The following is a 23,353-nucleotide window of genomic DNA, read 5'->3' as shown; positions in this document are numbered from 1 at the left end:
CAGCGCCGATGGTACTGCACGGGAGACTGTGTGGGAGAGTAGGACACCGCCGGACTCTTTTTGTGAAAGGCCCCGCCATTCGGCGGGGCCTTTCTCATTTCTCCGACCCTTTTCAGGCCCTCCCTGCCGGGCGAGCGGTGGGCGGTGGGTTCCGGGGTGAGGAGCGCGGTCAGTCCTCCTCGGCGGCGTACGCGAGGGTCAGGACGGCGCGCGCCGCCTCCGACCAGCGCTCGATCGCGGAACGGGAGAGGGTGCCGCCCGCCGGCGGCAGCCAGGCGAGCAGGCCGGCCAGGGCCGGGTCCAGCTCCCGGGCCGGCGGACCGGGAGCCGGCTGCCCGGTCGTGCCGGGCTCGCCGGCGTTCCCCGAGAACCGGCCCGCCGTCCTGGCCTGCGCCGGCGACATCCCGTGCACTGCGCTGTTCGACATGCCCGGCACGGTAGCCGCGCCCCCGCCGCGTGCAGTGCCCGTTTTCCGTCGGCTTTGCCCATCGTGGCCGCGAGCTGCATGAAGCCTGCCCGGCCCGTGACGCTACGGGTGCCGTAACGGGCCGGGCACTGTGACGCTGCGGGCACTGTGACGCTGCGGGCGCCGGGCCCGTCCTGTCAGTTCAGGGCGGGTGGACGGTCTGCTGTCACTGGAACGCCTGGACGCCGGTGAGCGCGCGGCCCACCACCAGGGTGTGGATCTCCGAGGTTCCCTCGTAGGTGAGCACCGACTCCAGGTTGGCCGCGTGCCGCATCACCGGGTACTCCAGCGTGACGCCGTTCGCGCCGAGGACGGTGCGGCAGGTGCGGGCGACGGCGATGGCCTCGCGGACGTTGTTGAGCTTGCCCACGCTGACCTGTTCGGGGGTGAGGGCGCCGGCCTCCTTGAGCCGGCCGAGGTGGACGGCGAGGAGCATCCCCTTGCCGATCTCCAGAGCCGAGTCAGCCAGCTTCTCCTGGGTGAGCTGGAAGGAGGCGAGCGGACGGCCGAAGATCTCGCGCTCGGCCGCATAGGCGATGGTCGTCTCCAGGCAGTCGAGCGCCGCGCCGAGCGCGCCGAAGACGATCCCGAAGCGGGCTTCGTTCAGGCAGCCGAGCGGGCCGGACAGCCCGCGCGCGCCGGGGAGCACGGCGTCCGCCGGGAGCCGGACGCCGTCCAGGACGAGCTCGCTGGTCACGCTCGCCCGCAGCGAGAGCTTGCGGCCGACGTCGCGGGCGCTGAAGCCGGGCGTCCCGGCGGGGACCAGAAACCCGCGGACGCCGTCGCCGGTCCGCGCCCAGACCACGGCGACGTCGGCGACCGACCCGTTGGTGATCCACATTTTGCCGCCGTCGAGCACCCAGTCGGCGCCGTCGCGTCGCGCCCGGGTGCGCATTCCGGCGGGGTCGGAGCCGAAGTCGGGCTCGGTGAGGCCGAAGCAGCCGATCCGCTCGCCCGCCGCCATCTCCGGCAGCCACTCCCGCTTCTGCTCCTCGGATCCGTACTTCCAGATCGCGTACATGGCCAGGGAGCCCTGCACCGACACCAGGCTGCGCAGGCCCGAGTCGGCCGCCTCCAGCTCGAGGCACGCCAGCCCGTACGCGACGGCGCCGAGGCCGCCGCAGCCGTAGCCCTGGAGGTGCATGCCGAGCAGGCCGAGGGAGCCGAACCGGCGCGCGAGCTCGCGCGCGGGGACGCGGCCCTCCTCGAACCAGTCCGCCAGGTGCGGGCGCAGCTCGTCGTCGCAGAGCCGCCGGACGGTCTGCCGGATGTCGCGTTCTTCGTCGGTCAGCAGCCCGTCCACGGCGAACAGCGCGGACGGGTGGACCGGTGGTCTCGTGGTCACGGCGACCACTGCACCATAGATTGGATTTTGGATCCAGTATTGTGTCCAACGTCATGCGGTCCGGCTCCGGGCGGGGCGCCCGAGGAGGGAGAGACGAATGGACGTCCTTGGGACGCCGGCGTGAGCGGGGCGCTGGAGGGGCTGGTCGTCGCCGACTTCAGCCGCGTGCTGGCCGGTCCGTACGCCACGATGCTCATGGCCGACCTCGGTGCCGAGGTGGTCAAGGTCGAACGCCCCGGGACCGGCGACGACACCCGGTCGTGGGGGCCGCCGCACGCGGACGGCGAGGCGACCTACTACCTCGCCGTGAACCGGAACAAGCGGTCGATCGCGCTCGACCTCCAGGACCCCGGCGATCTGGAGGTGGCCCGCGCGCTGGCCGCCCGCGCGGACGTCCTGGTGGAGAACTTCCGTCCCGGCGCGATGGACCGTCTCGGGCTCGGGTACGAGCCGATGGCGGAGCTCAACCCCGGGCTCGTCTACTGCTCCATCACCGGCTTCGGCGCCGGCGGGGGCGCCGGCCTGCCCGGTTACGACCTGATCGTGCAGGCCGTCGGCGGGCTGATGAGCGTCACCGGCGAGCCGGGGCAGGGCGGCACCAAGGCCGGCGTGGCCCTGGTGGACGTGATCACCGGGCTGCACGCCCTGACCGGCGTCCTGGCGGCGCTGCGGCACCGCGACCGCACCGGCGAGGGCCAGCGGGTCGAGGTGGCGCTGCTGACCTCGCTGCTGTCGGCGCTGACCAACCAGGCCTCGGCCTACGTGGCGGCCGGGGTGGTGCCGGCGGCCATGGGCAACCGGCACCCGAGCATCGTCCCGTACGAGGTGTTCGAGACCGCCGACCGCCCGATGGTGATCGCGGCGGGGAACGACCGCCAGTTCCGCGCGCTGTGCGGGGTGCTGGGGCGCGGCGACCTCGCGGCCGACGCGCGCTTCGTGGTCAACTCCGGGCGGGTCGCCGCCCGGGACGTCCTGGTCACCGAGCTCTCCCGGACCCTCTCCGAGCGCACCGCCGACGCGTGGTTCGCCGCGCTCACCGAGGCGGGGGTGCCGTGCGGGCCGATCAACGACCTGGCCGCCGCGTTCGAGTTCGGGGACGGTCTCGGCCTGGAGCCGTCCGTCCGGGTGGACGATCCCCGGCGGGAGGCGGGCGCGCACCAGGTCGCCAATCCGGTCCGGCTCGGCGCGACGCCGGCCGCGTACCGGCTGGCTCCGCCGCGGCTCGGCGAGGACGACGCGTGGGTCCGTGAGATATTGGGGCGATGAGCCCGGTTGAACGCCTCGGCAGGCCGCCCACGGCCCAGCAGTTCGTCCTGGCGGAGATCCGGCGCGCGATCACCACGGGCCGGCTGCGTCCGGGCGCCCCGATCCGGCAGGACGCGCTGGCCGGGGAGCTCGGCGTCAGCCGCGTCCCGCTGCGCGAGGCGCTCAAGACGCTCCAGGGCGAGGGCCTGGTCGGCTACCGGGCGCACCGCGGCTACTGCGTCGAGGAGCTGTCGCTGGACGACCTGCGCGAGGTGTACCGCATCCGGGAGATCCTGGAGGAGGAGGCGGTGCGGCAGGCGCTCGCCCGGCTCTCCGATGACGACGTGGTGGAGCTGGAGAAGGCCCAGCTCGGGGTGGAGCGCGCCGCCGAGGCCGCTGACGTGCTCGGCATGGCCGAGGCCAACCGCGCGTTCCATATGAGGCTCTACACCTGTGCCGGGATGCCGCGGCTGACCAGGCTCATCGCCGCGCAGTGGGACGCCACCGACGCCTACCGGTCGATCTACTACGGCGAGGACGCCAACCGCGCGCGCGTGATCGCCGAGCACCACGCCGCCCTCGACGCCCTGCGCCGCCGCGACGTGGACGAGGCGCTGCGCGTCCTCGACCTGCACCGCGCCCACGCCGTCGCCGCCCTGGAAGACCTCAGCGGTCTGCGCTGACCGGGAACACCGCCCCGGGCTCGCCAAGGCCGCCGGCCACCGCAACGCCGAGAACACCAGCATGATCGGGATGATCCTGCTGATCGCCGCCACCGTGGTCGTCAACACGCTGGTCGCGACCACCGTCCATCGAGGCGGTGGCCGTCTGAGGGCGGGGCGGCCGACGCGGGCGCCGCGACGGCTTCCCGTCTCAGGAGGTGGGTCCGGCCAGGGTCGCCATCGCGCGATCCGGCTCCCAGTGGGCGCGGAGCGAGGTGATGAGGCCGGCCTCGTCCACGGTGTAGATCAGGACGCAGTCGATGGTCATGGCGGTGCCGTCGCCCATGGTCGTGGTGATCGTGGCGACGTTGGCGCAGCAGGCGCCGTTGGCGAAGGAGTCGGCGACCTCGAAGTGGTAGCCGCTGATGGAGGCGATGAAGCCGTCCCAGAAGGCGCCGATGCCCTGGTGGCCGCGATGGCCGGCGCCGTCGGGATCCAGGAAGGACGGGCCGACGGGGTCCTCCACGAGCGCGTCGGGCGCGAAGAGTCGCAGCCACTCGTCCTTGCGGCCCGCCGCGACGGCGGCCATCGACGCGCGCGCGGCCCGGCGCGCGGGGTGGTCGGCGTCGGGGGCGTCCCAGGTGACAGAGTCCATGGGGAAAATTGTAACGTGTTCTCATTTGCCGCCAAGGTCAGTGGCCGACCTTGGCGATGACCGTCTCGGCGAAGCGCTCGAGGTGCTCGATCTTCTGCCCCAGGGGCTCGGTGTCGGGTCCCTTGGCGTAGGGCACCCGGAAGCCGACGATCACGTCGGTGACGCCCTTGTCCTCCAGCCGCTTCACCCCGTCGGGCGTGTAGGCGTCCATGGAGATCACATGGATCTCGAATGGGTCGCCGGACCTGCCCTCGGCCGTGCGGATGCGGTCCAGTCTGGCCAGGAGGCCGTCGAGATCGTCGTTGCCCGCGTGCATCCATCCGTCGCCGCGGATCACGGCCCGACGCAGGGCCGCCTCGCTGTGTCCGCCGACCAGGATCGGGATCGGCCGGGCGGGGGCGGGGGTCATCTTGATCGCGGGGAGGTCGAAGAACTCGCCGTGGTACTCGAAGTACTCGCCGGTGGCCAGGCCTCGGACGATGTCGATCGCCTCGTCCATCCGCTTGCCGCGCCGCTCCCACGGGACGCCCATCACCGCGAAGTCCTCGGGCCAGGGGCTGAGGCCCACGCCGAGACCGAGCCGTCCACCGGTCAGGCAGGCGATCGAGGTCGCCTGCTTGGCGACCAGCACCGGCGGGCGCACGGGCAGCTTGAGCACGAACGGCGTGAACCGGATCGTGCTCGTCACGGCGCCCATGGCCGCGATCAGCGTGAACGTCTCGATGAAGCTCTTGTCCTCAAGGAACTCCCGGTTGCCGTCCTCGGTGTAGGGATAGGTCGAGTCCGACTCCTTCGGGTAGACGAGCGAGTCGGCGACCGAGAACCCGGTGTATCCGGCCGCTTCGGCGGCGCGGGCCAGCGGAAGGTAGTACGACGGATCGGTCATGGCCTCGGCGTAGGTGAACCTCATGGAAGCGGCTCCAGTCGGCGACGGCAGATCGTCAGATACTAGAACCTGTATCAGTCGCAGGCCATACCCGGTTAGGCGGCGAGGCGGCCGTCGCCCAGGGACGGGCCGTGACCGCGGTCCACGTGGCATCGTCGGCGGCGGAACCGTCTTCGACGAGCGGCTTCGGAGCCCGTCGTGGATCGCGTTCCCGGCGACGATCTCGGCGTGGACGCCCGGTGCCGCCCCTCCTCGACGAGCCCGTCCCGGCGCCGGCGGTCCGCCCCGCGGAGGCCCTATGTGCGAGGCCCTGCGGATCCTTGACGCCCATCGCGCCCACGCCGTGGCCGCACTGAAGGACGCTCAGGCCGACGGCCGTCCGCTGCCGGTGTAGGAGTCCAGGCCGTCGACCAGTGCGACCAGTTCGGGGTCGTTGGCGTAGCGGGTGCGGTGGATCTCCTGGATCTGCGCACCGATCGCCGGGTCCTCGTCGTCGGTGAGGTCCTGCGAGATCATCTTGTCGAGGATCGGCAGGCTGACGGAGTCGGTCTCCCGGTGGATCGGCGCGTGCATGTACGCCCGGTAGCCCTCGATGTCCTTCACCGCGAACATTGCGCCGTAGTCGAACTCCGCCCCCACGTCGCGGCCGACGCAGAAGCTCTGCACCGCTTCGATCTCCCGCCCCATCCTGCGTAGGTGCTCCAGGGCGTTGCTCTGGCGATGACGGTGCACGGGACCGCGGCGTCGGCGGACGCCGGGGCCGCGGGGTGATCACATCGGTTCGGCGGGGGGCTGGTAGGCGGATGCCTGGAGGGTGTAGAGCTCGGCGTACAGGCCGTTGACGCCCATGAGGGTGGAGTGGTCGCCGTGCTCGGTGATGTGGCCGCGGTCGAACACGTAGATGCGGTCGGCGTGCCGGACGCTGGCCAGGCGGTGCGTGATCAGCAGGACGGTCCGGCCGTGCGCGTGGCCGCGGATGCGCTCGAACAGGGCGTGCTCGGCGCGGGCGTCCAGCGCTGCCGTCGGCTCGTCGCAGATGAGCAGCGGCGCCCGACGGTAGAAGCCGCGCGCGGCGGCCAGCCGCTGCCACTGGCCGCCGGAGAGCTCGACGCCGCCCTCGAAGCGCCGGTCCAGGAGGGTGTCGTAGCGGTCGGCGAGGCCGTCGACGACCTGGTCGGCACCGGAGGCGGTGGCGGCCGTCTCGACCGCGTGCTGGAGATCGTCCCGGGGGGACTCGTCGCCGAGGGCGATGTTGTCGCGGGCGGTCATGGGCCAGTGCGTGTGGTCCTGGGCGATGACGGCGATGTGCGCGCGCAGGAGGTCGGGATCGGCCCGGCCCACCGGCACCTGGTCCCAGCGGACCTCGCCGTCGTCGGGGGTGTACAGCCCGGCGAGGATCTTGGCGAGGGTGGTCTTGCCGGAGCCGTTCTCCCCGACCAGCGCGACGATCTCACCGGCGCGGATCCGCATCGACACCCCGCGCAGCGCGGGTGCGCCGCCGCCGGGGTAGGTGAAGGTGACGCCGTCGGCGGTGATCTCCTCGAAGTCCCCGGGCGGGGCCGGGTGGGCGCCGCCGCCCGGCTGCCGGAGCCGGGCCTCGGCCCGGGTGCAGAAGGCCAGGTAGTCGCCGAAGTACAGGCCGTCCTCGTAGCAGCGGTTGACCGCGTAGATGAGGTTGACCAGGGAGGACTGCCCGGCGCGGATCGCCAGGACGGCGGTGCCGGCCACGGCCAGCGGCATCAGGCCCCGCCACAGCAGGAGACCGAGCGCGACGTACACCATGGCGGTCGCGGCGCCCTTCAGCGCGGCCCCGTGCACCTGCGCGAGGGTCTGCCGCCGGGCGAGGTCGAGCTGGGCGGCCCGGACGTGCCCGGCGAGCCGTCCGAACTGGCCGAGCAGCACGCCGCGGACGCCGGCGGACCGGACCTCCGCGGCGTGGTGGCGGTCGGTCATCAGGTCCGACAGGATCCACTTGCGGCGCCGCGCCGAGACCAGGGTCAGCTCGGTGAGGTAGCCCAGCCGGGCGGCACGGATCGCGGCCCAGCCCTCGGGGAGCGCGGTCAGGAGCAGCAGCGGGAGCAGGACGGGGTGCAGCACGCCCAAAGCGCCCGCGGCGGCGGCCACCCCGACCGCCGCGGTGAGCATGTCCACCATGTGGTCGACCATCGAGGGCGCCGCCGTCATCCCGCGGGACTCGGCGCGCTGGAGCTCGTCCAGGAAGGCCGAGTCGTCCAGTGCCGTCAGCTCCACGGCGGTGGTGAGCTCGTAGAGCCGGACCTCCACGAGCCGCTCCACCTGGGGCCGCAGCCGGGCCTGGGCCCAGCCCGCCGCCGCCGTCAGCCCCGCCTTGGCGGCGACCGCGGCGGCGACCATGGCCAGGGACGGGACGGCGGCGCGGACCCGGTCGGGCGTCGGCCCGCCGGTGAACAGCGCGGTCAGTACCCCGGTCGTGGCGAGCAGCCCGAAGGCGGTGCACAGGCCGGCGGTCAGATTCAACCCGACCGCCGCCATGGTGTCGCGCCGGTTCGCCCGCCAGGCCAGCCGCAGCGCGTGGGCGATCAGCGCGGGCAGCCGCCGCGCCATGGTGCCCACCCCGGTCTCGGCGAGTTCGGCATTGCGGCCGTACCAGCGCGGCCGGGTCAGCTCGGGCCCCGGCACCGGTGCGGTGTCCGGGGCGCGTGGTTTGCGGGGACGGGAGAAACGGTCTCGCAGCACACCCATCGTCCGCCCCTCGCCCACGCTCGCCCACGCCCGCCCATCGGGACTCCCTCCGTCACCGTAGGCAGGGGGACGGGCTGCCTGGGGGCCACTGTGCCCTGACCGTGCATGGCCGCCTCCGGACAGGCGCGGGCGGGCCCCTTTCCCCGCGGACCGCCCGTTCTGCCGGACGCGGGCATGTGCGCTGCCGAGGGTGTCGGACGCGGCCGGGCTTGACTACGGTGGTTGCGCACGGCGATGAGATGAGCGCCCGTCGTAGGCATTCACGAGAGCCGAGGTCCAGTCATGCGATCCGTCAGCCGCCTCGTTCGGGTCGGCCTCCCGCTGCTCGTGCTGGGCGCCGCGGTCTCCTGTGGCTCGCTCGGCGACCCGCGTTTCCAACCCCAGCGCGACAAGCCTTCGGTCACCAAGGCGCAGTGCGAGGCGGGCGGCGGCCGTCCCGTGCGCGACGGTTCCCCCGCTGGTGGTTCTTCGATCACGTTCTGCCTGGACGGCACGTACGGCCGCCGGGTCGTCAGGCACTGACCGGCGGCGCCGGGTGGAGGTCGCCGACCACGGCGCGGGCGGAGCTGGCGCGCAAGCCCTGGTGTTGAACTTGCGATGCACCTGGTGGGACGGGAAGGTACACCCATGAATTGGGGTGTTCCGGGCTGTTCCGTTGTGCGGGTGCTGAGTGAAGGGGCCTCGGGACGTGTCGTCCAGGCGGTGCGGGACGATACCGGTGAGCGGGTGGAGATCAGGTACCTCGCCGCGGACGAGCGGATCCGTGCGGAGTCCGCGCTGCTGGGGGAGCTGCTCGTGCCCCAGCTGGTCCGCGTTCTCGAATACGTCGAGGACGGGCGGGACGCGGCCGTCGTGACGGAGCCGGCCGACGGGCTCGCGCTGCCCGCCGTGCTCGCCGAGACCGGGCCGCTGGCGCCCGAGGCCGCCCTGCACGTCCTGAAGGACTCGCTGCTCGGGCTGGCCGCCGCGCATGGCGCCGGGGTCGTGCACCGGGACTTCCGGGCGGCGGAGGTGCTGGTCGGTGAGGACGGCGTCTGCCGGGTCGGCGGTTTCGGGCTCGTGGCGGACGAAGGAGCCGACGCCGCCGCCGACGTCCTCGCAGCGACGGTGGTGTTCTTCGAGTGCCTGGCCGGACGGGACACGCCCGTCTCCTTGACGGCGGCCCCCGAGGTGCTCAGGCCGCTGGTCGTCCGGGGGCTGGCGGAGAACCCCCTGGCGCGGCCGGCCGCCGGGCGGTTCGCCGAGCTGCTGGACGACGTGGCCGGGCAGGCGTACGGGGACGACTGGGAGCAGCGGGGCGTCGCGGGTCTGGTGGCCGTCACCAAGCCGCGCCGCTCGCTGCGCAAGCCGCTCCTGGCGGCTGGGGGCGTGGCCGTCCTCGTCGCGGCGGCGGGGGTCGTGGCGTTCGTGTGGTCCGGGGACGACGCGGCGCCGGAGCCGGAGCGTCCGGCCGTGCAGGCGGCGGTGCCGGTCGCGCCCGGCGGCGGGACGTCCACGGGGCGGATGGTGTTCACGGTCGCCCCGACCGCGAAGGTCGTCGGTGCCGCCAAGGCCGCCCAGGCGAACAACCGCAGGACCATGGAAGTCCGGCTGACGGTGACGCCCGCCAAGGTGCACCCCGGCAACACCGTGACCGTCCGGATGACGGACCGCCGCACCGACCGGTCGGGATGCCCGCCGGTGGGCAAGCGGGTCCAGTGGGTGGTGGGGGACGGGCTTCCGCCGGCGGCGGTGTGGCTGTACCCGCCGTCCACGCCTCTTCCCATGGCGGCGGGGCGGAAGATTGGCGCGACGGTGCAGGCCGGCGAGCCCAAGACGGCCCCGCTGCGGCCGTGCGGTCACGTCACGGTCCGGACGAGCAGCTACACGTTCAAGGTCCCCGAGGGGCTCGCGCGCGGCACCTACGGGCTGTCGACGCTGCACCCGCCGAGGGTCACCCGGCTGCGCGGGGCGAAGGACGTGCCGGTGGCGCAGGCGCGCGCGACCCGGCAGGGGCGGCTCCCGATGTTGACCGTCCAGTAGGGGCCGCAGGGTCGGGGCCGCCCGCGGGCCGCCGTAGGCTGCTTTGATGACCGAGAAGCTATGGGAGATCGAGCCGTCCGGGCCGCTGCGCGGCGACGTCACGGTGCGGGGGGCCAAGAACGCGGTCAGCAAGCACATGGTGGCCGCCATGCTCGGCGCCGAACCGAGCACGATCCGCAACGCGCCGGACGTCGGCGAGGTCGGGATCACCGCGGCGATGCTGGAGCACGTCGGGATGACGGTGGAGCGTTCCGGCGACGAGATCACGGTCGTTCCCGGGGCGGTGACCGAGCCCGGCGTGGGCAAGGCGTTCACCGGGCTGAACCGGATCCCGATCCTGATGCTGGGGCCGCTGCTGCACCTGGCGGGCGAGTCGTTCGTCCCGCTGGTCGGCGGCGACCCGATCGGCCGGCGGCCGGTCGACTTCCACGTGGACGCGCTGCGCGCGTTCGGCGCCGAGGTGGAGATCGCGCCCGACGGCATCCACGCCCGCGCGTCCAGGCTCGTCGGGACGCGCGTCGACCTGCCCTACCCGAGCGTCGGCGCGACCGAGACGGTGCTGCTCGCGGCGGTGCGGGCCGAGGGCAAGACGGTGATCCGGAACGCGGCGACCGAGCCGGAGATCATCGAGCTGGCGCTGTTCCTCCAGCGGATGGGCGCGCGGATCTCGTTCGCCCCGGACCGGCGGATCGTGGTGGAGGGCGTCGAGCGGCTCGGCGGCGCGTCCACCCGGCTGGCGGGCGACCGGATCGAGGCGTTCTCCTACCTGGTGGCGGGCCTGGTCACCAGCGGCGAGGTGCGGGTGCACGGCTGCCCGCAGGACCGGCTGGTCACCGCGATCACCACGCTGTCGGGGATGGGCGCCCAGTTCGACATCACCGACGACTGGATCATGGCGTCGGCGCCGGAGGGGCTGCGGCCCGCGGCGGTGCAGACCGACACCCACCCCGGGTTCGCGACCGACTGGCAGACGCCGCTGATGGTGCTGTTCACCCAGGCGGACGGGATGTCGGTGCTGCACGAGACGGTGTACGAGAACCGGCTCGCCTACGTCCCGGCGCTGAAGAGCATGGGCGCCGAGATCGAGGTGTACGACACCTGCCTCGGCGGGCCCGCGTGCCGCTACCACGACACCGCCGCCGTGCACTCCGCGGTGGTGCGCGGCGTGTCCAAGCTGCGCGGCGGCGATGTCACGATGCCCGACATCCGGGCCGGTTTCTCCGCGGTCCTGGCCGCGGCGGTCGCCGAGGGGCCGTCCAGGCTGCGCGGGGTGCACCACATCGAGCGCGGCTACCACCGTCCGGTCGAGCAGTTCCGCGCGCTAGGGCTGAGCCTGCGCAGCCGCGAGGCCTGACGGCGGGGCGAGGACGGCGACGGCCTCCACCTCGACGAGTTGGCCGTCGTAGCCGAGGACGGTCACGCCGAGCAGGGTGGACGGCGCGTCGTGGTCGCCCATGTGGGCGCGCACCACGTCCCAGGCCGCGACGAGGTCCTCCTGGCGGGAGGAGGCCACGTAGACGGTGGTCTTGACGATGTCGGAGAGGGACGCGCCGGCGGCGTCCAGCGCGGCGGTGAGGTTGCGCATGACCTGGCGGGCCTGCGCGGCGTGGTCGCCGGGCGCGACGGTGTTCCCGTCGGCGTCGAGCGGGCACGCGCCCGCCGTCCAGACCGCGCGGACCGGGGCGTCCGCGACGGCGGCGTAGGCGTAGTCGACGGTCTGCGCGAGGTCGCCGTTGCGGACGAGGGTGACGCTCATCGGGCGTCCGATCCGGGGCGGCCGTGGCCGGGAGCGGGATCCGTGCGGCGCGGATCCCGCCCCGGCCGTTCGATGGTGGTGTCCATCCGGACAGGCTAGATCGTCCCAGCGGGTGGGGCGACCGCTTTACGGCCCGGTCAGCCGGGCTTGGGCGCGCGGCGGAAGCGGCCGAGCAGACCCTCGATCGCGGCGGCCTGGTGGGTGCGGTGGCCGAACGCGCCGGCGATGCCGCCGGGCAGGAATAGCACCACCACGATGAAGATCACCCCGAGCAGGAACAGCGGCTGCGACAGCGGCGCGCGGAGCACCGCCGGGAGGTCCTGGACGAACGCGGTCGTCGCGAGCGCGCTGAGCCGGTCGTCCAGGAAGTGGTACAGCACCCCGCCGACCACCACGCCCCAGCGGCTGCCGAGCCCGCCGAGCACCACCATGACCAGCACGGTCAGGCTGAAGTGCGAGTCGGTGACCTGGTGGGTGGAGCTGCCGATCGCCAGCAGGTAGACGATCCCGCAGAGGGTGGCGAGCGTCCCGGCGACGGTGAACAGCAGCAGCCGCACCGGGAACGAGGCGATGCCGAGGACGGTGGCGCGCTGCTCGTTCTCGCGCAGCGCCTCGGCGGCCCGGCCGGGCTCGGACCGCGCCGTCCAGCGGACGATCGCGTACACCAGCACCAGCAGGGCCAGCGCGAGCCAGTAGAGGTTGCGGGTGTTGACCACGCCGACGAACGCGCGCGGGATCGCCGTCGCGTCCAGGCCGAGGCCCTCCTCGCCGCCGGTGTAGTGGCCCGGGTTGAGCAGCACCAGCACCGAGGCGGCCTGCGCGAACGCGAGCGTCACCATCGCGAACGCGATGCCCTTGACGCGCAGGCTTAGCGCGCCGACCAGCGCGGCGACGGCGGCGCCGACGACCAGGGTGACCAGCACGGCGGGCACGAAGGGCAGGCCGGCGTGCACGATCGCGATGTTGCAGGCGTACACGCCGGTCGCGAAGAACAGCGCGTGCCCGAACGACAGCAGCCCGGCCCTCCCGAACACCAGGTCGTAGGTGAGCGCGAGCGCCCCGAACACCAGGCACACCGCGAGGAGCTGCAACGTTCCGGCGGTGCTGAACGGGCCGGGCATGATCCCCTTGACCCCGACCGGGATCAGCGGCAGCACGGCGGCCACGGCGAGCGCGATCGCGCCGAGCGCGGCGGGGCCGAGCGCGGCCTTCTTGGGTTGGGATTGCGTCATGAGGCGGTGCTCCGGAACAGGCCCGCGGGCCGGGCGAGCAGGACGAGGGCGAGCAGCGCGAGGACCGACAGGTCGCCGACCCCGGCCGCGTAGTAGTTGAGGAACTGCTGGAGCAGCCCGACCAGCACCGCGGCCACGGCCGTGCCGGTCAGCGAGCCGAGCCCGCCGATCACGATCACGATCAGCGCGTAGATGAACAGCCCGGTGCCGACCCGCGGCTCCACCTGCCCGAAGTAGGAGCCGGCGATCACGCCGCCGAGCCCGGCCGCGGCGCCGCCGAGCGCGAACACCAGGGTGAAGGCGCGGCGCACGTCGATGCCGAGGGCGGTCACCATCGAGCGGTTCTCCACCCCGGCCCGGATGATCAGGCCGTAGCGGGTGCGGCGCAGGAACACCACCAGCGCGGCCAGCACCAGCACCGCGACGCCGATCGCGAGGAACCGGCTGCCGCGGATCGCGCTGCCAGCGATCTCGGTGGTCGCGTTCGCCCAGCCGGGGGAGTGGTAGCCGCGCGCGTCGCTGCCCGCCAGCTCCTCGATGAGCGCGACGAGCGCGAGCGACAGCCCCACGGTGACCAGTAGCTGCGCGTGCGTGTTGCCGTACAGCGGGCGGATCAGCAGCAGCTCGGTGACCACCGCGGCCAGCGCGCCCGCGAGGGTCCCGGCGGCCAGCATCAGGACGAACCTGCCGGTCCCGACGTCGCCGCCGCCCGACGCGACGAGGTAGCCCGCGTAGGCGCCGATGGTGAGGAACGCGCCGTGCGCGAAGTTGAGCACGTGCATCAGCCCGAACGCCAGGGAGATCCCCGCCGCGATCAGGAAGTACAGCGCGCCGAGCGCCAGCCCGGTGACGGCCAGCAGAATGACGGTACTCACGCGGCCCCCTCGCTCATGCCGACCCCGAGGAGCCGGCGGGTCAGTTCCTCGTCCGCGAGCAGCGCCGCCGCGTCGCCGGTGTGCACGACCTGGCCGTGGTCCAGGACGACGGCATCGCCGGCCAGCCGCCGGACGACCTTCAGGTCCTGCTCGACCAGGACGAGGGTGGCGATCTCGGCGGCGCGGGCGAGCGCGTCGGCGACCTCGCCGACGACCTTGGGCGCCAGGCCCTTGGTGGGCTCGTCGACGAGCAGCAGCCGGTGGTCGTTGAGCAGCACGCGGGCCAGTGAGACCATCTGCTGCTGGCCGCCCGACAGCGTCCCGGCCTGCTGCCCGAGCCGCTTCTTCAGCTCCGGGAACAGGTCGAACACCAGGTCCCAGCGGTCGGCGCCGTCCAGCCGGGCGAGGCGGAGGTTCTCCCCGACGGTCAGGCCGGCGAAGACCTCGCGGTCCTCGGGCACGTAGCCGACGCCGCGGCGGACGATGGCGAACGTGCGGGCGCCGCCGATCGCGGCGCCGTCCAGGGTGATCGTGCCGGTGGACCGGACCAGGCCCATCACGGCCTTGATCGTGGTGGTCTTGCCGACGCCGTTGCGGCCGAGCAGCGCGGTCACGCCGCCCTTGGCGACGGTGAACCCGACGCCTTGCAGGATGTGCGAGCCGCCGATCCGGACGTGCAGGTCGGTGACCTCCAGCAGTGGTGAACTCACAGCGGCTCCCCGAGGTAGGCGCTCTGCACGGTCGCGTCCGCCATGACCTTCTCCGGTGTGTCGAGCGCGAGCAGCGTGCCGTGGTGCATCACCGCGACGCGGTCGGCGAGGCCGAGGACGACGTTCATGTGGTGCTCGATGAGCAGGACGGTGCGCTCGCCGCCGGTGCCGCGCAGCGAGCCGATCAGCTCGGTGAGCTCGGGGACGTCCTCGGCGCTCATCCCGGCCATCGGCTCGTCCAGCAGGATCACCGAGGGGTCCTGGGCCAGGACGAGGGCGAGCTCCAGCTTGCGCTTCTCGCCGTGCGAGAGGGCGCCGGCCGCGGTGTCCGCGCGGGCGGCCAGGCCGACCCGCTCCAGGCAGTCGCGGGCGACGGCGGTGGCGCGGGCGTCGCTCCCGGCGGGCTTCAGGACGTTGAGCACCCCGCCGAGGTGCGCCTTCGCGGCCAGCCTGGCGTTCTCCAGCACCGGCAGGGCGGGGAACACCGACGAGGTCTGGAAGGTGCGGCCGAGGCCGAGCCGGCCGCGCCGGTGCACCGCCATCGCGGTGACGTCGCGCCCGCCGAGCAGCACGCTGCCGCCGGTCGGGCGGTGCACGCCGGTGATCAGGTTGAACAGCGAGGTCTTCCCGGCGCCGTTCGGGCCGATCACCGCGACCAGCTCGCCGCGGCGGGCGGTGAGCGAGACGTCGTCGAGGATGACGGCCGCGCCGATGCGCAGGCCGAGACCCCGGGTCTCCAGGGCGTACTCGGTCATCACTTCACCGCCATCGGGGCCGGAGGGGGCGCGGTGTCGGCCGGATCGAGGGCCTTGACCAGCTTGGGCTTCCAGCTCGCGCCGTCCTTGACCAGCCGCGCGACCAGCATCGGCTGGAGCATCGCGTGGTCGGCGGACCGGATCTCGAAGGGCCCCTTGGGGCCCTGGAACCGCCAGCCCTCCAGCGCCTTGACCATCTTGTCGGCGTCCCGGCCGCCGCCCTCGGTCACGGCGCGCTGGATCATCTGCGCGGTGGTGAAGCCGTTGCTGCTGATCTGCTCGTTCGGGGCGCCGTGCTTGCGGGCGCCGGCGGAGAGCGCGCGGTCCTCGGGGGTGTCCACGGCGCCGGCGAAGTGCCGCGCGTAGTAGAGGATCTTGCCGGCGGAGTCGCCGAACGCGGTGTACTCCGCCGCCAGCGGCAGCTCGGCGGTCGCCGCGGCCTTGTCCAGCACGCCCTGCTCGTCGAGGGCGCGGAACATGCGGGCCTTGGCGGTGCCGGCGAAGGCCACGAACAGCACGTCCGGGCGGGCGTTCTTGACCTTGACGGCGAACGGGGTGAAGTCCTGCGCGCCCATCGGCACCGCCACCTCGGCGGCGGCCGGCGGCAGGCCCTTCTTGGCCAGGTAGGTCTTCAGGGACGCGCCGTAGGTCTGGCCGAAGGCGCTGTCCTGGCCGAGCAGCACGACCCGCTTGCCGGCGAGCCCGAGGTACTCGGCGGTCGTGGCGATCTGCTGCCAGGTCTGCATGCTGGCGCGGAAGGTGTAGCGGTTGGCGCCGGTGCTCTCGTCGGTGGAGCCGTCCGGGATGAAGACGACCTTGTTCTGCCAGGCGAGCGGGGCGAGCTGCTGGGCCACGCCGGAGTCGACCGGGCCGACGATGAACTTGTAGCCCTTGCCGATGAGGTCCTTGGCCTGGGAGATCGCCTTGGCCGCGTTGCCGCCGCTGTCGAGGTAGGTGACCTTGACCTTCCGGCCCGCGATCACGCCGGTGCCACCGCCGGCCAGGTCGAGCCCCGCCTTGAACCCGCCGTTGAACTGCTTGGCGTAGTTGGCGTAGGTGCCGGTGGCCTCCTGGATGACGCCTACCCCCACCACGTCGTCCGCCAGCGAGGCGTCCGTGGAGCAGCCGGCGGCGAGCGCGGCGGCCAGCGCGGCGGCCGATCCGGCGGCGACCGCGCGGCGGGGTGGGGCCGCCGCGGTCCTGATGAGTCGCATCTCACACCTCCTCAATGGTCCGGGCATCATGCTTCATGCATGACATATTCGCAAGTGGACGCAGACTCCCGGTGGTCGAGAGTGCGGATTGACATGCTCGTGCATCATGCATGATGTTGTCTACAGTGAGTTTTCCGCCACAGAAGGGAGGCCCCATGCCCGAGGACGTCGTGAACTACGAGCGGCGCGGCCCGGTCGCGGTCGTGACGATGAACCGTCCCGACTTCCGCAACGCGCAGAACTCGGCGATGACCTACGCGCTGGACGAGGCGTTCTACCGCGCGGCCGAGGACGACGAGGTCAAGGTCGTCGTGCTGGCCGGGGCGGGCAAGCACTTCTCCGCCGGGCACGACATCGGCACTCCAGGACGGGACGTCGACCGCTCGTTCCCGCGCAAGGCCGGGCTGTGGTGGGACCACGTGGGGAAGGCCGGCGCCGAGAGCCGCTTCGCCCGCGAGTCGGAGGTCTACCTCGGCATGTGCCGCCGCTGGCGGGAGCTGCCCAAGCCCGTGATCGTCTCGGTGCAGGGCGCGTGCATCGCCGGCGGGCTGATGCTCGCCTGGGTCGGCGACCTGATCGTCGCCTCCGACGACGCGTTCTTCGCCGACCCGGTGGTGCGGATGGGCATCCCCGGCGTGGAGTACTTCGCCCACCCGTGGGTGATGCCGCCGCGGATCGCCAAGGAGTTCCTCTACACCGGCGACCGGATGCCCGCCTCCCGCGCGTACGAGCTGGGCTGGGTCAACCGGGTCGTCGCCCGCGCCGACCTGGAGGCCGAGACCTTCGCCCTCGCCGAGCGGATCGCGGCGATGCCGCGGCTCGGCCTCGCGCTCACCAAGAAGGCGGTCAACCAGGCCGAGGACCTCCAGGGGATGCGGGCCGGGATGGACTCGGTCTTCGGCCTGCACCACCTCGCGCACGCTCACAACGCCGAGACCTCCGCCGACTCGCTGGGCGGCATGGATCCCAAGAAGATGAAGGAGGCCGCTGATGGATCTTGAATTCACCCCGGCGGAACGCGCGTTCCGCGCCGAGGTCCGGGACTGGCTGGCGGCCAACGACCCGGGCCCGCTGCCGTCGATGGACACCCCTGAGGGCTTCGACCTGCACCGGGACTGGGAGGCCAGGCTATGTGAGGCGCGGCTGTCGGTCGTCACCTGGCCCGAGGAGCACGGCGGGCGCGGCGCCTCCCTGACCGAATGGCTGATCTTCGAGGAGGAGTACTACCGGGCCGGCGCCCCGGCCCGGGTCAGCCAGAACGGGATCTTCCTGCTCGCCCCGTCGCTGTTCGAGTACGGCACGGCCGAGCAGCGCGCCCGGTTCCTGCCGCCGATGGCGCGCGGCGAGGAGATCTGGGCGCAGGGCTGGTCCGAGCCCGAGGCCGGCAGCGACCTCGCCAACGTGCGCAGCCGCGCCGAGCGCGGCGACGGCGGGTGGCGGCTGTCCGGGCAGAAGACCTGGAGCTCCCGCGCCACCTACGGGCACTGGCTGTTCGGGCTGTTCCGCACCGACCCCGACTCCAGCCGGCACCGCGGCCTCACCTACTTCCTGGTGCCGCTGGACGCCGAGGGCGTCACCGTCCGCGGGATCCGCCAGCTCGACGGGGAGCCGGGCTTCGCCGAGGTCTTCCTCGACGACGTCTTCGTCCCCGACTCGTGCGTCCTCGGCGGCGTCGGCGAGGGCTGGACGGTCGCGATGTCCACCACCGGCTCCGAGCGCGGCCTCACGCTGCGCTCGCCCGGACGGTTCATGGCCGCCGCCGACCGCCTGGTCGGCCTCGCCCGGGACGCCGCGCCCGGCGAGTCGCTGCGCGAGGACGTGGCGCGGGCCTGGATGGAGGCCGACGCCTACCGGCTGTTCACCTTCCAGACGCTGACCCGGCTGGAGTCGGGCGAGCCGATCGGGCCCGAGTCCAGCATCAACAAGATCTTCTGGTCCGAGCTGGACCTGCGGCTGCACCGGACCGCGCTGCGCATGCTCGGCCCGGACGGCGAGCTGCCCGGCAACGGGTGGAGCGATGGGTTCCTGTTCGCGCTCGCCGGGCCGATCTACGGCGGGACCAACGAGATCCAGCGCAACATCATCGCGGAGCGGGTGCTCGGGCTCCCGCGCGAACCCAAGGGAGGCAAGCGATGAGGTTCGCCCTCACCACCGAGCAGCGGGACTTCGGCGCGGCCGTCGCCGCGCTGCTGGAGGCCGTCCCGGAGGGGGACGGCCGCTGGGCCCGGCTCGCCGAGCTCGGCGTCCCGGCGGTGCTGGTCCCCGAGGAGCACGGCGGGGCGGGCGGCGACGACGTCGACCTGCTCGCGCCCCTGGAGGAGGCCGGCCGCGCCGCCGCGCCCGAGCCGATCGTCGAGGCCGCGGTCGCCGCCGGGCTGCTGCGCGGGACGGACCTCGCCGCCGAATGGCTGCCGAGGCTCGCGGCGGGCGAGGCGTTCATCGCGGTCACCGAGCCGGGCACCCCCCACGCCGTGCACGCCGCGCGCGCGGGCCTGCTGCTCACCGAACGCGACGGCGCCTGGTTCGCCACCAGCGCGTTCGCCCTGGCCGAGCGCCCCTCGATCGACCCGGCGCGCGGGCTGTCCAGCGTCGACGCGCCGGACGGGGTGCGGCTGGCCGAGGGCCCCGAGGCGGCCGACCGGGGCGCGGCGCTCACCGCCGCCTACCTCCTCGGCGTCGGCCGCCAAATGATCGACATGACCGTCCGGTACGCCGGGCAGCGGGTGCAGTTCGGCCGCGCGATCGGCTCCTACCAGGCGGTCAAGCACCAGCTCGCCGACGCGCTCGTCGCGGTCGAGTTCGCCCGCCCGACCGTGCACCGCGCCGCGCACTCGCTGGCCGCCGCCGCGCCGACCGCGTCCCGGGACGCCTCGGCGGCCAAGGCGATGGCCTCCGACGCGGCGCTGCACGCGGCGCGGGTCGCGCTCCAGGTGCACGGCGCGATCGGCTACACGATGGAGCACGACCTGCACCGGTGGCTGCGCCGGGCCTGGTCGCTCGCCGCCGCGTGGGGCGACGCCGACCACCACCGCCGCCGCGTCGCGGACCTGCTGCTCGGCGCCGAGGGCGAACCGGTGAGGACGCCGTGACCGCCGTCGACCTGCTCACCGCGCTCACCGCGCCGCGCTCCATCGCGGTGATCGGCGCGTCCGCCGACCCGGCCAAGCTGTCGGGGCGCCCGGTCGCCGGGCTGATCGAGTCCGGGTACGCGGGCCGGATCGTGTGCGTCAACCCCGCCCGCGACGAGGTGCAGGGCCTGCCCTGCCATCCGAGCCTCGCCGCGGCCGGCGGGCCCATCGACCTCGCCGTGCTGACCGTCCCGGCGCCGCGCGTGATGGCGGCGCTGGAGGAGTGCGCCGAGGCCGGGGCGGCGCTGGCCGTGGTGTTCGCCTCCGGTTTCGCCGAGACGGGCGAGACCGGCCTCCAGGACGAGATGACGGCCCTGGCGGACCGGACCGGCATGCGGATCCTCGGCCCCAACTGCATCGGCGCGATGGCGCTGAAGAACGGCGTGGTCGCCTCGTTCTCCCGCGCCCTGCACGGTCTGGAGCCGGTGCTCGGGCCGGTGGCGCTGATCAGCCAGAGCGGCGCGTTCGGCGCGTGCGTGCTGTCGGCCGCGCAGCACGCGGGCGTCGGCCTGCACTCGTTCGTCAACACCGGCAACGAGGCCGACGTCTCGGTCGCCGAGGCGATGGCGGCGCTGGCCGAGGACCCCGAGGTCGGCGCGCTGCTGGTCTACACCGAGGGCCTCGCCGACGGTCCCGGCCTGCTGCGCGCGGCCCGCCGCGCCCGCGAGCTGGACAAGCCGGTCGTGGCCGTCAAGGTCGGGCGCTCGGCCGCGGGCGCCCGCGCGGTCGCCTCCCACACCGGCGCGCTGACCGGCGCGGACGCCGTGTACGACGCCGCGTTCGCCGAGGCCGGGATCGTCCGGGTGGACGGGATGGGCGACCTGGTCGACGCGGCCCGGATCCTCACCGCCGGCCGCCGCGCCGCCGGGGACGGGCTCACCGTGCTGTCGATGTCGGGCGGCGTGGGCATCCTGATGGCCGACCTCGCGGCCGGCCACGGCATGCGGCTGGCCGACTGGGACGACGCCTGGCAGGCCCGGATGGCCGAGGCCGTCCCGCCGTACGGGTCGCCGGTCAACCCGGTGGACCTTACCGCCCAGCTCAACACCGAGCCGGAGATCCTCACCCGGGCGCTGGAGGTGGCCTGCGCGCACCCCGGCACCGACGTGATCGCGGTCTACCTGGGCGTGCTCGCGGGCGGCTCCGAGGCGCTGGTGGACGCCGTCGCGGCGGCGGCCGGCGGCACCGGCAAGCCGGTCGTGGTCGCCTGGACCGGCGGCGACGGGACGCCACTGCGCCGCCTCACCGCGCTCGGCGTCCCCGCCTACGATGACGCGAACCGGGCGATGAAGGCGCTCGGCATGCTCGTCCGGCACGCGTCCCATCGTGAGGCCGGCGCGGGCGCCGCGTACGTGCCGGACACCGCGCGCCGCGCCGCCGCGCTGGAGATCGTCCAGCGGGCGCGGGGGAAGGGCCGGCGGCAGCTCGACGAGGCGGAGAGCAAGCGGCTCCTCGCCCTCTACGGCGTCGAGGGCATCCCGGAACGGGCCGCGGACACGCCCGAGGAGGCCGCCGCGGCGGCGGCCGGGCTGGGCTTCCCCGTCGCGGTGAAGCTGCTGTCGGCCGACGTCGCGCACAAGTCCGAGCTCGGCGGCGTGCGGCTCGGCCTCACCGGGCCCGGCGAGGTCCGCGAGGCCGCCGCCGAGGTGATGGCCGCGGCCCGCGCCGCCGGGGCCCGCGACGTCCGGCTGCTCGTCCAGCGGATGGCCGGGCCCGGCGTCGAGCTGATCGCCGGCGCCCGGGTGGACCCGGTCTTCGGCCCGGTCGTGCTGGCCGGGCTCGGCGGGATCTTCGTGGAGGTGCTCGCCGACAGCGCCCTCGCGCTCGCCCCGGCGGGTCCCGCCCGGACCCGGGAGCTGATCGGCTCGCTGCGCGGTGCGGCGCTGCTGCGCGGCGTCCGGGGACGGCCCGCCGCCGACGAGGCGGCGGTCGCGGCGGCCCTGTCCGGGCTCTCGGAGCTGGCGGCCGACCTCGCCGGCGAGATCGCCGAGATCGACGTCAACCCGCTGCTCGCCGGCCCGGACGGGGCGGTCGCCCTGGATGCCCTGGTGATGCTGGGATGACCGGGTGAAGACCTACCTGCACCTCACCCAGGTCCCGCTGCCCGAGGTGGTCGGCCTCGCCCGGCGGGCCGAGGAGCTCGGCTTCGCCGGCGTCTCGCTCGCCGAGCACCTGGCCGCGCCCGCGGAGATGACCACCCCCTACCCCTACGGCGTCGCGCCCTGGCAGGGCGTGCCGGAGTGGGGCGACCCCTGGGTGACCGCCGCGGCGATCACCCAGGCGACGCGGCGGCTGCGCGTGCTGACCAGTGTGTACGTGCTGCCGCTGCGCCCGCCGCTGCTGGTCGCCAAGGCCGTCGCGACCGCCGCCGTGCTGTCGGGCGGCCGGATCGGCTGCGGTGTCGGGGCCGGCTGGCTGCGCGAGGAGTTCGACCTGGCCGGGGAGGCGTTCGGCGGGCGCGGCGCCCGGATGGACGAGGCCATCGAGATCCTCCGCCTCGCCTGGACGGGTGAGACCGTGGAGTTCCACGGCGCGCACTACGACCTGGCGCCGTTCACGATGCGCCCGGCGCCGCCCGCGCCCGTCCCGATCCTGGTCGGCGGCGCGGGCCCCCGGGCGCTGCGGCGCACGGCGCTGCTCGGCGACGGCTGGATCGCCCCCGCCGGGCCCGCCGCCGAACTCGCCGCCGCCGTCGCCGGGCTGCGGGAGGCGCGGGCGGACGCGGGCCGCACCGGCCCGTTCGAGGTCGTCGCGTGGAGCGAGGGCCCCGGCGACCTGGACGCACTCGCGCGGGCCGGGGCGGACGCCGTCCGGGTGCGGCCATGGGCGCTCCACCCCGGCCTGAGCCGGGCCGCCGCGCTGGAGCGCTACGCCGCGGGCGCGGGCCTGAGCGGCTGAGTCAGGCGTCCTGGGCGGCCCAGAACCCGCGGCCTTCGAGGTGCTCCACCAGCAGCGTGCCCGAGTGCGCCATGTGGTCGTTCATCGCGGCCCGCGCCGCCTCGGGGTCGCGGGTCCGCAGCGCCGCCAGGACCACCCGGTGGTCCTCGACGGCGATCCGGTTCCAGCCCGGTATCACGGCGTGGAAGCGACGCGGGGTGTACTTGGTCGCCGTGTCGATCATCCAGGTGAGCTTGGGGGCGTCGGCGGCCAGGTAGATCTCGCGGTGGAACAGGTAGTTGAGCTCGTCGATCCGCTCGGGGCGGTCCGAGCCCGCGTCCCGCTCGATCGACTCCTGCACCCGCTCGATCTCGGCCAGCGTCGCCGGCGCCAGGTTCCGCGCCGCGCGGGCCGCCAGCTCGCCGGCCAGGACGCCCTGGGCGAAGGCGATGTCGCGCACGTCCTGACGGCGTAGCGTGGACACCGCGAAGCCCTTGCGCGGGGCCAGCTCGACGAAGCCCTCGCCGCGCAGCGCCATCAGGCCCTCGCGCGCCGGGGTGATGCTGATGTCCAGGTCGGCGGCGATCCGCTCCACCCGGACGTACTCGCCCGGCCGGACCTGGCCGGACATGATCAGCTCCCGCCCGTACGCGGCGGCCTCGTCGCTGAGCTGCGGGCGGTCCCGGACCCGGTGCGCGGGTGAGGTGTCGGCCACGGAGAGTTCCTCTCATCTCATGCATCAAGCATGATCCTGGGAACATCTTGCCAGCCCGCCGCATCCGCCGCCAGCGGGACGCACCGATG

At 73.9% G+C, this 23,353-nt stretch carries 23 protein-coding genes; 10 read left to right on the top strand and 13 right to left on the bottom strand.

What is annotated here, in order from left to right:
- Positions 1-169: 169 nt before the first annotated feature.
- Together QP090_RS35145 and QP090_RS35140 are read right to left on the bottom strand one after the other, a co-directional pair.
- Positions 170-427: a hypothetical protein gene (locus QP090_RS35145; RefSeq protein ID WP_285944058.1), complete on the bottom strand. Its 258-nt coding sequence runs from the start codon at positions 425-427 to the stop codon at positions 170-172.
- A gap of 205 nt (positions 428-632) precedes the next feature.
- Complete coding sequence (locus tag QP090_RS35140; RefSeq protein ID WP_285944057.1) at positions 633-1,811, bottom strand: acyl-CoA dehydrogenase family protein; 1,179 nt, start codon at positions 1,809-1,811, stop codon at positions 633-635.
- A gap of 120 nt (positions 1,812-1,931) precedes the next feature.
- On the opposite strand from QP090_RS35140, the gene QP090_RS35135 reads away from it, so the two are divergent.
- Positions 1,932-3,077 carry a CaiB/BaiF CoA transferase family protein gene (locus tag QP090_RS35135; RefSeq protein WP_285944056.1) on the top strand — a complete coding sequence of 382 codons (1,146 nt, stop codon included), beginning with the start codon at positions 1,932-1,934 and terminating at the stop codon, positions 3,075-3,077.
- Positions 3,074-3,739 (top strand): GntR family transcriptional regulator, encoded by a 666-nt coding sequence (locus QP090_RS35130; protein ID WP_285944055.1) that lies wholly within the window; start codon positions 3,074-3,076, stop codon positions 3,737-3,739. The genes QP090_RS35135 and QP090_RS35130 overlap by 4 nt, the downstream gene beginning before the upstream one ends.
- A gap of 190 nt (positions 3,740-3,929) precedes the next feature.
- Here the strand turns inward: QP090_RS35130 and QP090_RS35125 are convergent, their stop codons facing one another.
- From QP090_RS35125 to QP090_RS35110, 4 genes are all read right to left on the bottom strand, one after another.
- A complete protein-coding gene (locus QP090_RS35125) occupies positions 3,930-4,373 on the bottom strand; it encodes a nuclear transport factor 2 family protein (protein ID WP_285944054.1) in 444 nt (147 codons plus the stop codon).
- A 37-nt stretch (positions 4,374-4,410) separates the two neighbouring features.
- Positions 4,411-5,283, bottom strand: coding sequence for a TIGR03619 family F420-dependent LLM class oxidoreductase (locus QP090_RS35120; protein WP_285944053.1), 873 nt, complete (start codon positions 5,281-5,283; stop codon positions 4,411-4,413).
- Between the two features lie 339 nt (positions 5,284-5,622).
- A complete protein-coding gene (locus QP090_RS35115) occupies positions 5,623-5,991 on the bottom strand; it encodes a Dabb family protein (RefSeq protein WP_285944052.1) in 369 nt (122 codons plus the stop codon).
- A gap of 39 nt (positions 5,992-6,030) precedes the next feature.
- Positions 6,031-7,980 (bottom strand): ABC transporter ATP-binding protein, encoded by a 1,950-nt coding sequence (locus QP090_RS35110; protein ID WP_285944051.1) that lies wholly within the window; start codon positions 7,978-7,980, stop codon positions 6,031-6,033.
- A 282-nt stretch (positions 7,981-8,262) separates the two neighbouring features.
- Between QP090_RS35110 and QP090_RS35105 the strand changes: the two genes are divergently transcribed.
- The 3 genes from QP090_RS35105 (at position 8,263) to murA (ending at position 11,356) form a co-directional block, all read left to right on the top strand.
- Positions 8,263-8,502: a hypothetical protein gene (locus QP090_RS35105; RefSeq protein ID WP_285944050.1), complete on the top strand. Its 240-nt coding sequence runs from the start codon at positions 8,263-8,265 to the stop codon at positions 8,500-8,502.
- A gap of 141 nt (positions 8,503-8,643) precedes the next feature.
- On the top strand, positions 8,644-10,002 hold the full coding sequence (locus tag QP090_RS35100) for a protein kinase domain-containing protein (RefSeq protein WP_285944049.1): 1,359 nt from the start codon (positions 8,644-8,646) through the stop codon (positions 10,000-10,002).
- A gap of 46 nt (positions 10,003-10,048) precedes the next feature.
- Complete coding sequence (gene murA / locus QP090_RS35095) at positions 10,049-11,356, top strand: UDP-N-acetylglucosamine 1-carboxyvinyltransferase (RefSeq protein WP_285944048.1); 1,308 nt, start codon at positions 10,049-10,051, stop codon at positions 11,354-11,356.
- Here murA and QP090_RS35090 read toward each other — a convergent pair.
- From QP090_RS35090 to QP090_RS35065, 6 genes are all read right to left on the bottom strand, one after another.
- Entirely contained in the window at positions 11,324-11,758 is a 435-nt protein-coding gene (locus tag QP090_RS35090; RefSeq protein WP_285944047.1) for a RidA family protein, read from the bottom strand. The two genes, murA and QP090_RS35090, sit on opposite strands and share 33 nt — an antisense overlap.
- Positions 11,759-11,895: 137 nt before the next feature.
- Positions 11,896-12,990: a branched-chain amino acid ABC transporter permease gene (locus QP090_RS35085; RefSeq protein WP_285944046.1), complete on the bottom strand. Its 1,095-nt coding sequence runs from the start codon at positions 12,988-12,990 to the stop codon at positions 11,896-11,898.
- On the bottom strand, positions 12,987-13,865 hold the full coding sequence (locus tag QP090_RS35080) for a branched-chain amino acid ABC transporter permease (RefSeq protein WP_285944045.1): 879 nt from the start codon (positions 13,863-13,865) through the stop codon (positions 12,987-12,989). The genes QP090_RS35085 and QP090_RS35080 overlap by 4 nt, the downstream gene beginning before the upstream one ends.
- Positions 13,862-14,575 carry an ABC transporter ATP-binding protein gene (locus QP090_RS35075; RefSeq protein ID WP_285944044.1) on the bottom strand — a complete coding sequence of 238 codons (714 nt, stop codon included), beginning with the start codon at positions 14,573-14,575 and terminating at the stop codon, positions 13,862-13,864. Before QP090_RS35075 ends, QP090_RS35080 begins: the two co-directional genes overlap by 4 nt.
- A complete protein-coding gene (locus QP090_RS35070) occupies positions 14,572-15,330 on the bottom strand; it encodes an ABC transporter ATP-binding protein (RefSeq protein WP_285944043.1) in 759 nt (252 codons plus the stop codon). The genes QP090_RS35075 and QP090_RS35070 overlap by 4 nt, the downstream gene beginning before the upstream one ends.
- A complete protein-coding gene (locus tag QP090_RS35065) occupies positions 15,330-16,544 on the bottom strand; it encodes an ABC transporter substrate-binding protein (protein ID WP_285944042.1) in 1,215 nt (404 codons plus the stop codon). Before QP090_RS35065 ends, QP090_RS35070 begins: the two co-directional genes overlap by 1 nt.
- A gap of 155 nt (positions 16,545-16,699) precedes the next feature.
- On the opposite strand from QP090_RS35065, the gene QP090_RS35060 reads away from it, so the two are divergent.
- From QP090_RS35060 to QP090_RS35040, 5 genes are read left to right on the top strand one after another with little or no spacing between them, the layout of a single operon-like run.
- Positions 16,700-17,545, top strand: coding sequence for an enoyl-CoA hydratase (locus QP090_RS35060; protein WP_285944041.1), 846 nt, complete (start codon positions 16,700-16,702; stop codon positions 17,543-17,545).
- Positions 17,535-18,680 (top strand): acyl-CoA dehydrogenase family protein, encoded by a 1,146-nt coding sequence (locus QP090_RS35055; RefSeq protein ID WP_285944040.1) that lies wholly within the window; start codon positions 17,535-17,537, stop codon positions 18,678-18,680. Before QP090_RS35060 ends, QP090_RS35055 begins: the two co-directional genes overlap by 11 nt.
- Positions 18,677-19,633 carry an acyl-CoA dehydrogenase family protein gene (locus QP090_RS35050; RefSeq protein ID WP_285944039.1) on the top strand — a complete coding sequence of 319 codons (957 nt, stop codon included), beginning with the start codon at positions 18,677-18,679 and terminating at the stop codon, positions 19,631-19,633. The genes QP090_RS35055 and QP090_RS35050 overlap by 4 nt, the downstream gene beginning before the upstream one ends.
- Entirely contained in the window at positions 19,630-21,735 is a 2,106-nt protein-coding gene (locus tag QP090_RS35045; protein WP_285944038.1) for an acetate--CoA ligase family protein, read from the top strand. Before QP090_RS35050 ends, QP090_RS35045 begins: the two co-directional genes overlap by 4 nt.
- Positions 21,736-21,739: 4 nt before the next feature.
- The gene (locus tag QP090_RS35040) at positions 21,740-22,570 is read left to right on the top strand and encodes a TIGR03619 family F420-dependent LLM class oxidoreductase (protein ID WP_285944037.1); all 831 of its coding nucleotides are present in this window, start codon (positions 21,740-21,742) and stop codon (positions 22,568-22,570) included.
- Between the two features lies 1 nt (position 22,571).
- On the opposite strand, the gene QP090_RS35035 is transcribed toward QP090_RS35040, so the two are convergent.
- On the bottom strand, positions 22,572-23,264 hold the full coding sequence (locus QP090_RS35035; RefSeq protein WP_285944036.1) for a GntR family transcriptional regulator: 693 nt from the start codon (positions 23,262-23,264) through the stop codon (positions 22,572-22,574).
- Positions 23,265-23,353 lie beyond the last annotated feature (89 nt).

The organism is Actinomadura xylanilytica (assembly GCF_030283145.1).
GTDB classification, from domain to species: Bacteria; Actinomycetota; Actinomycetes; order Streptosporangiales; family Streptosporangiaceae; genus Spirillospora; species Spirillospora xylanilytica.
Note: the sequence above shows the minus strand (reverse complement) of the source record. Positions and strands in the feature narration are given on the sequence as shown.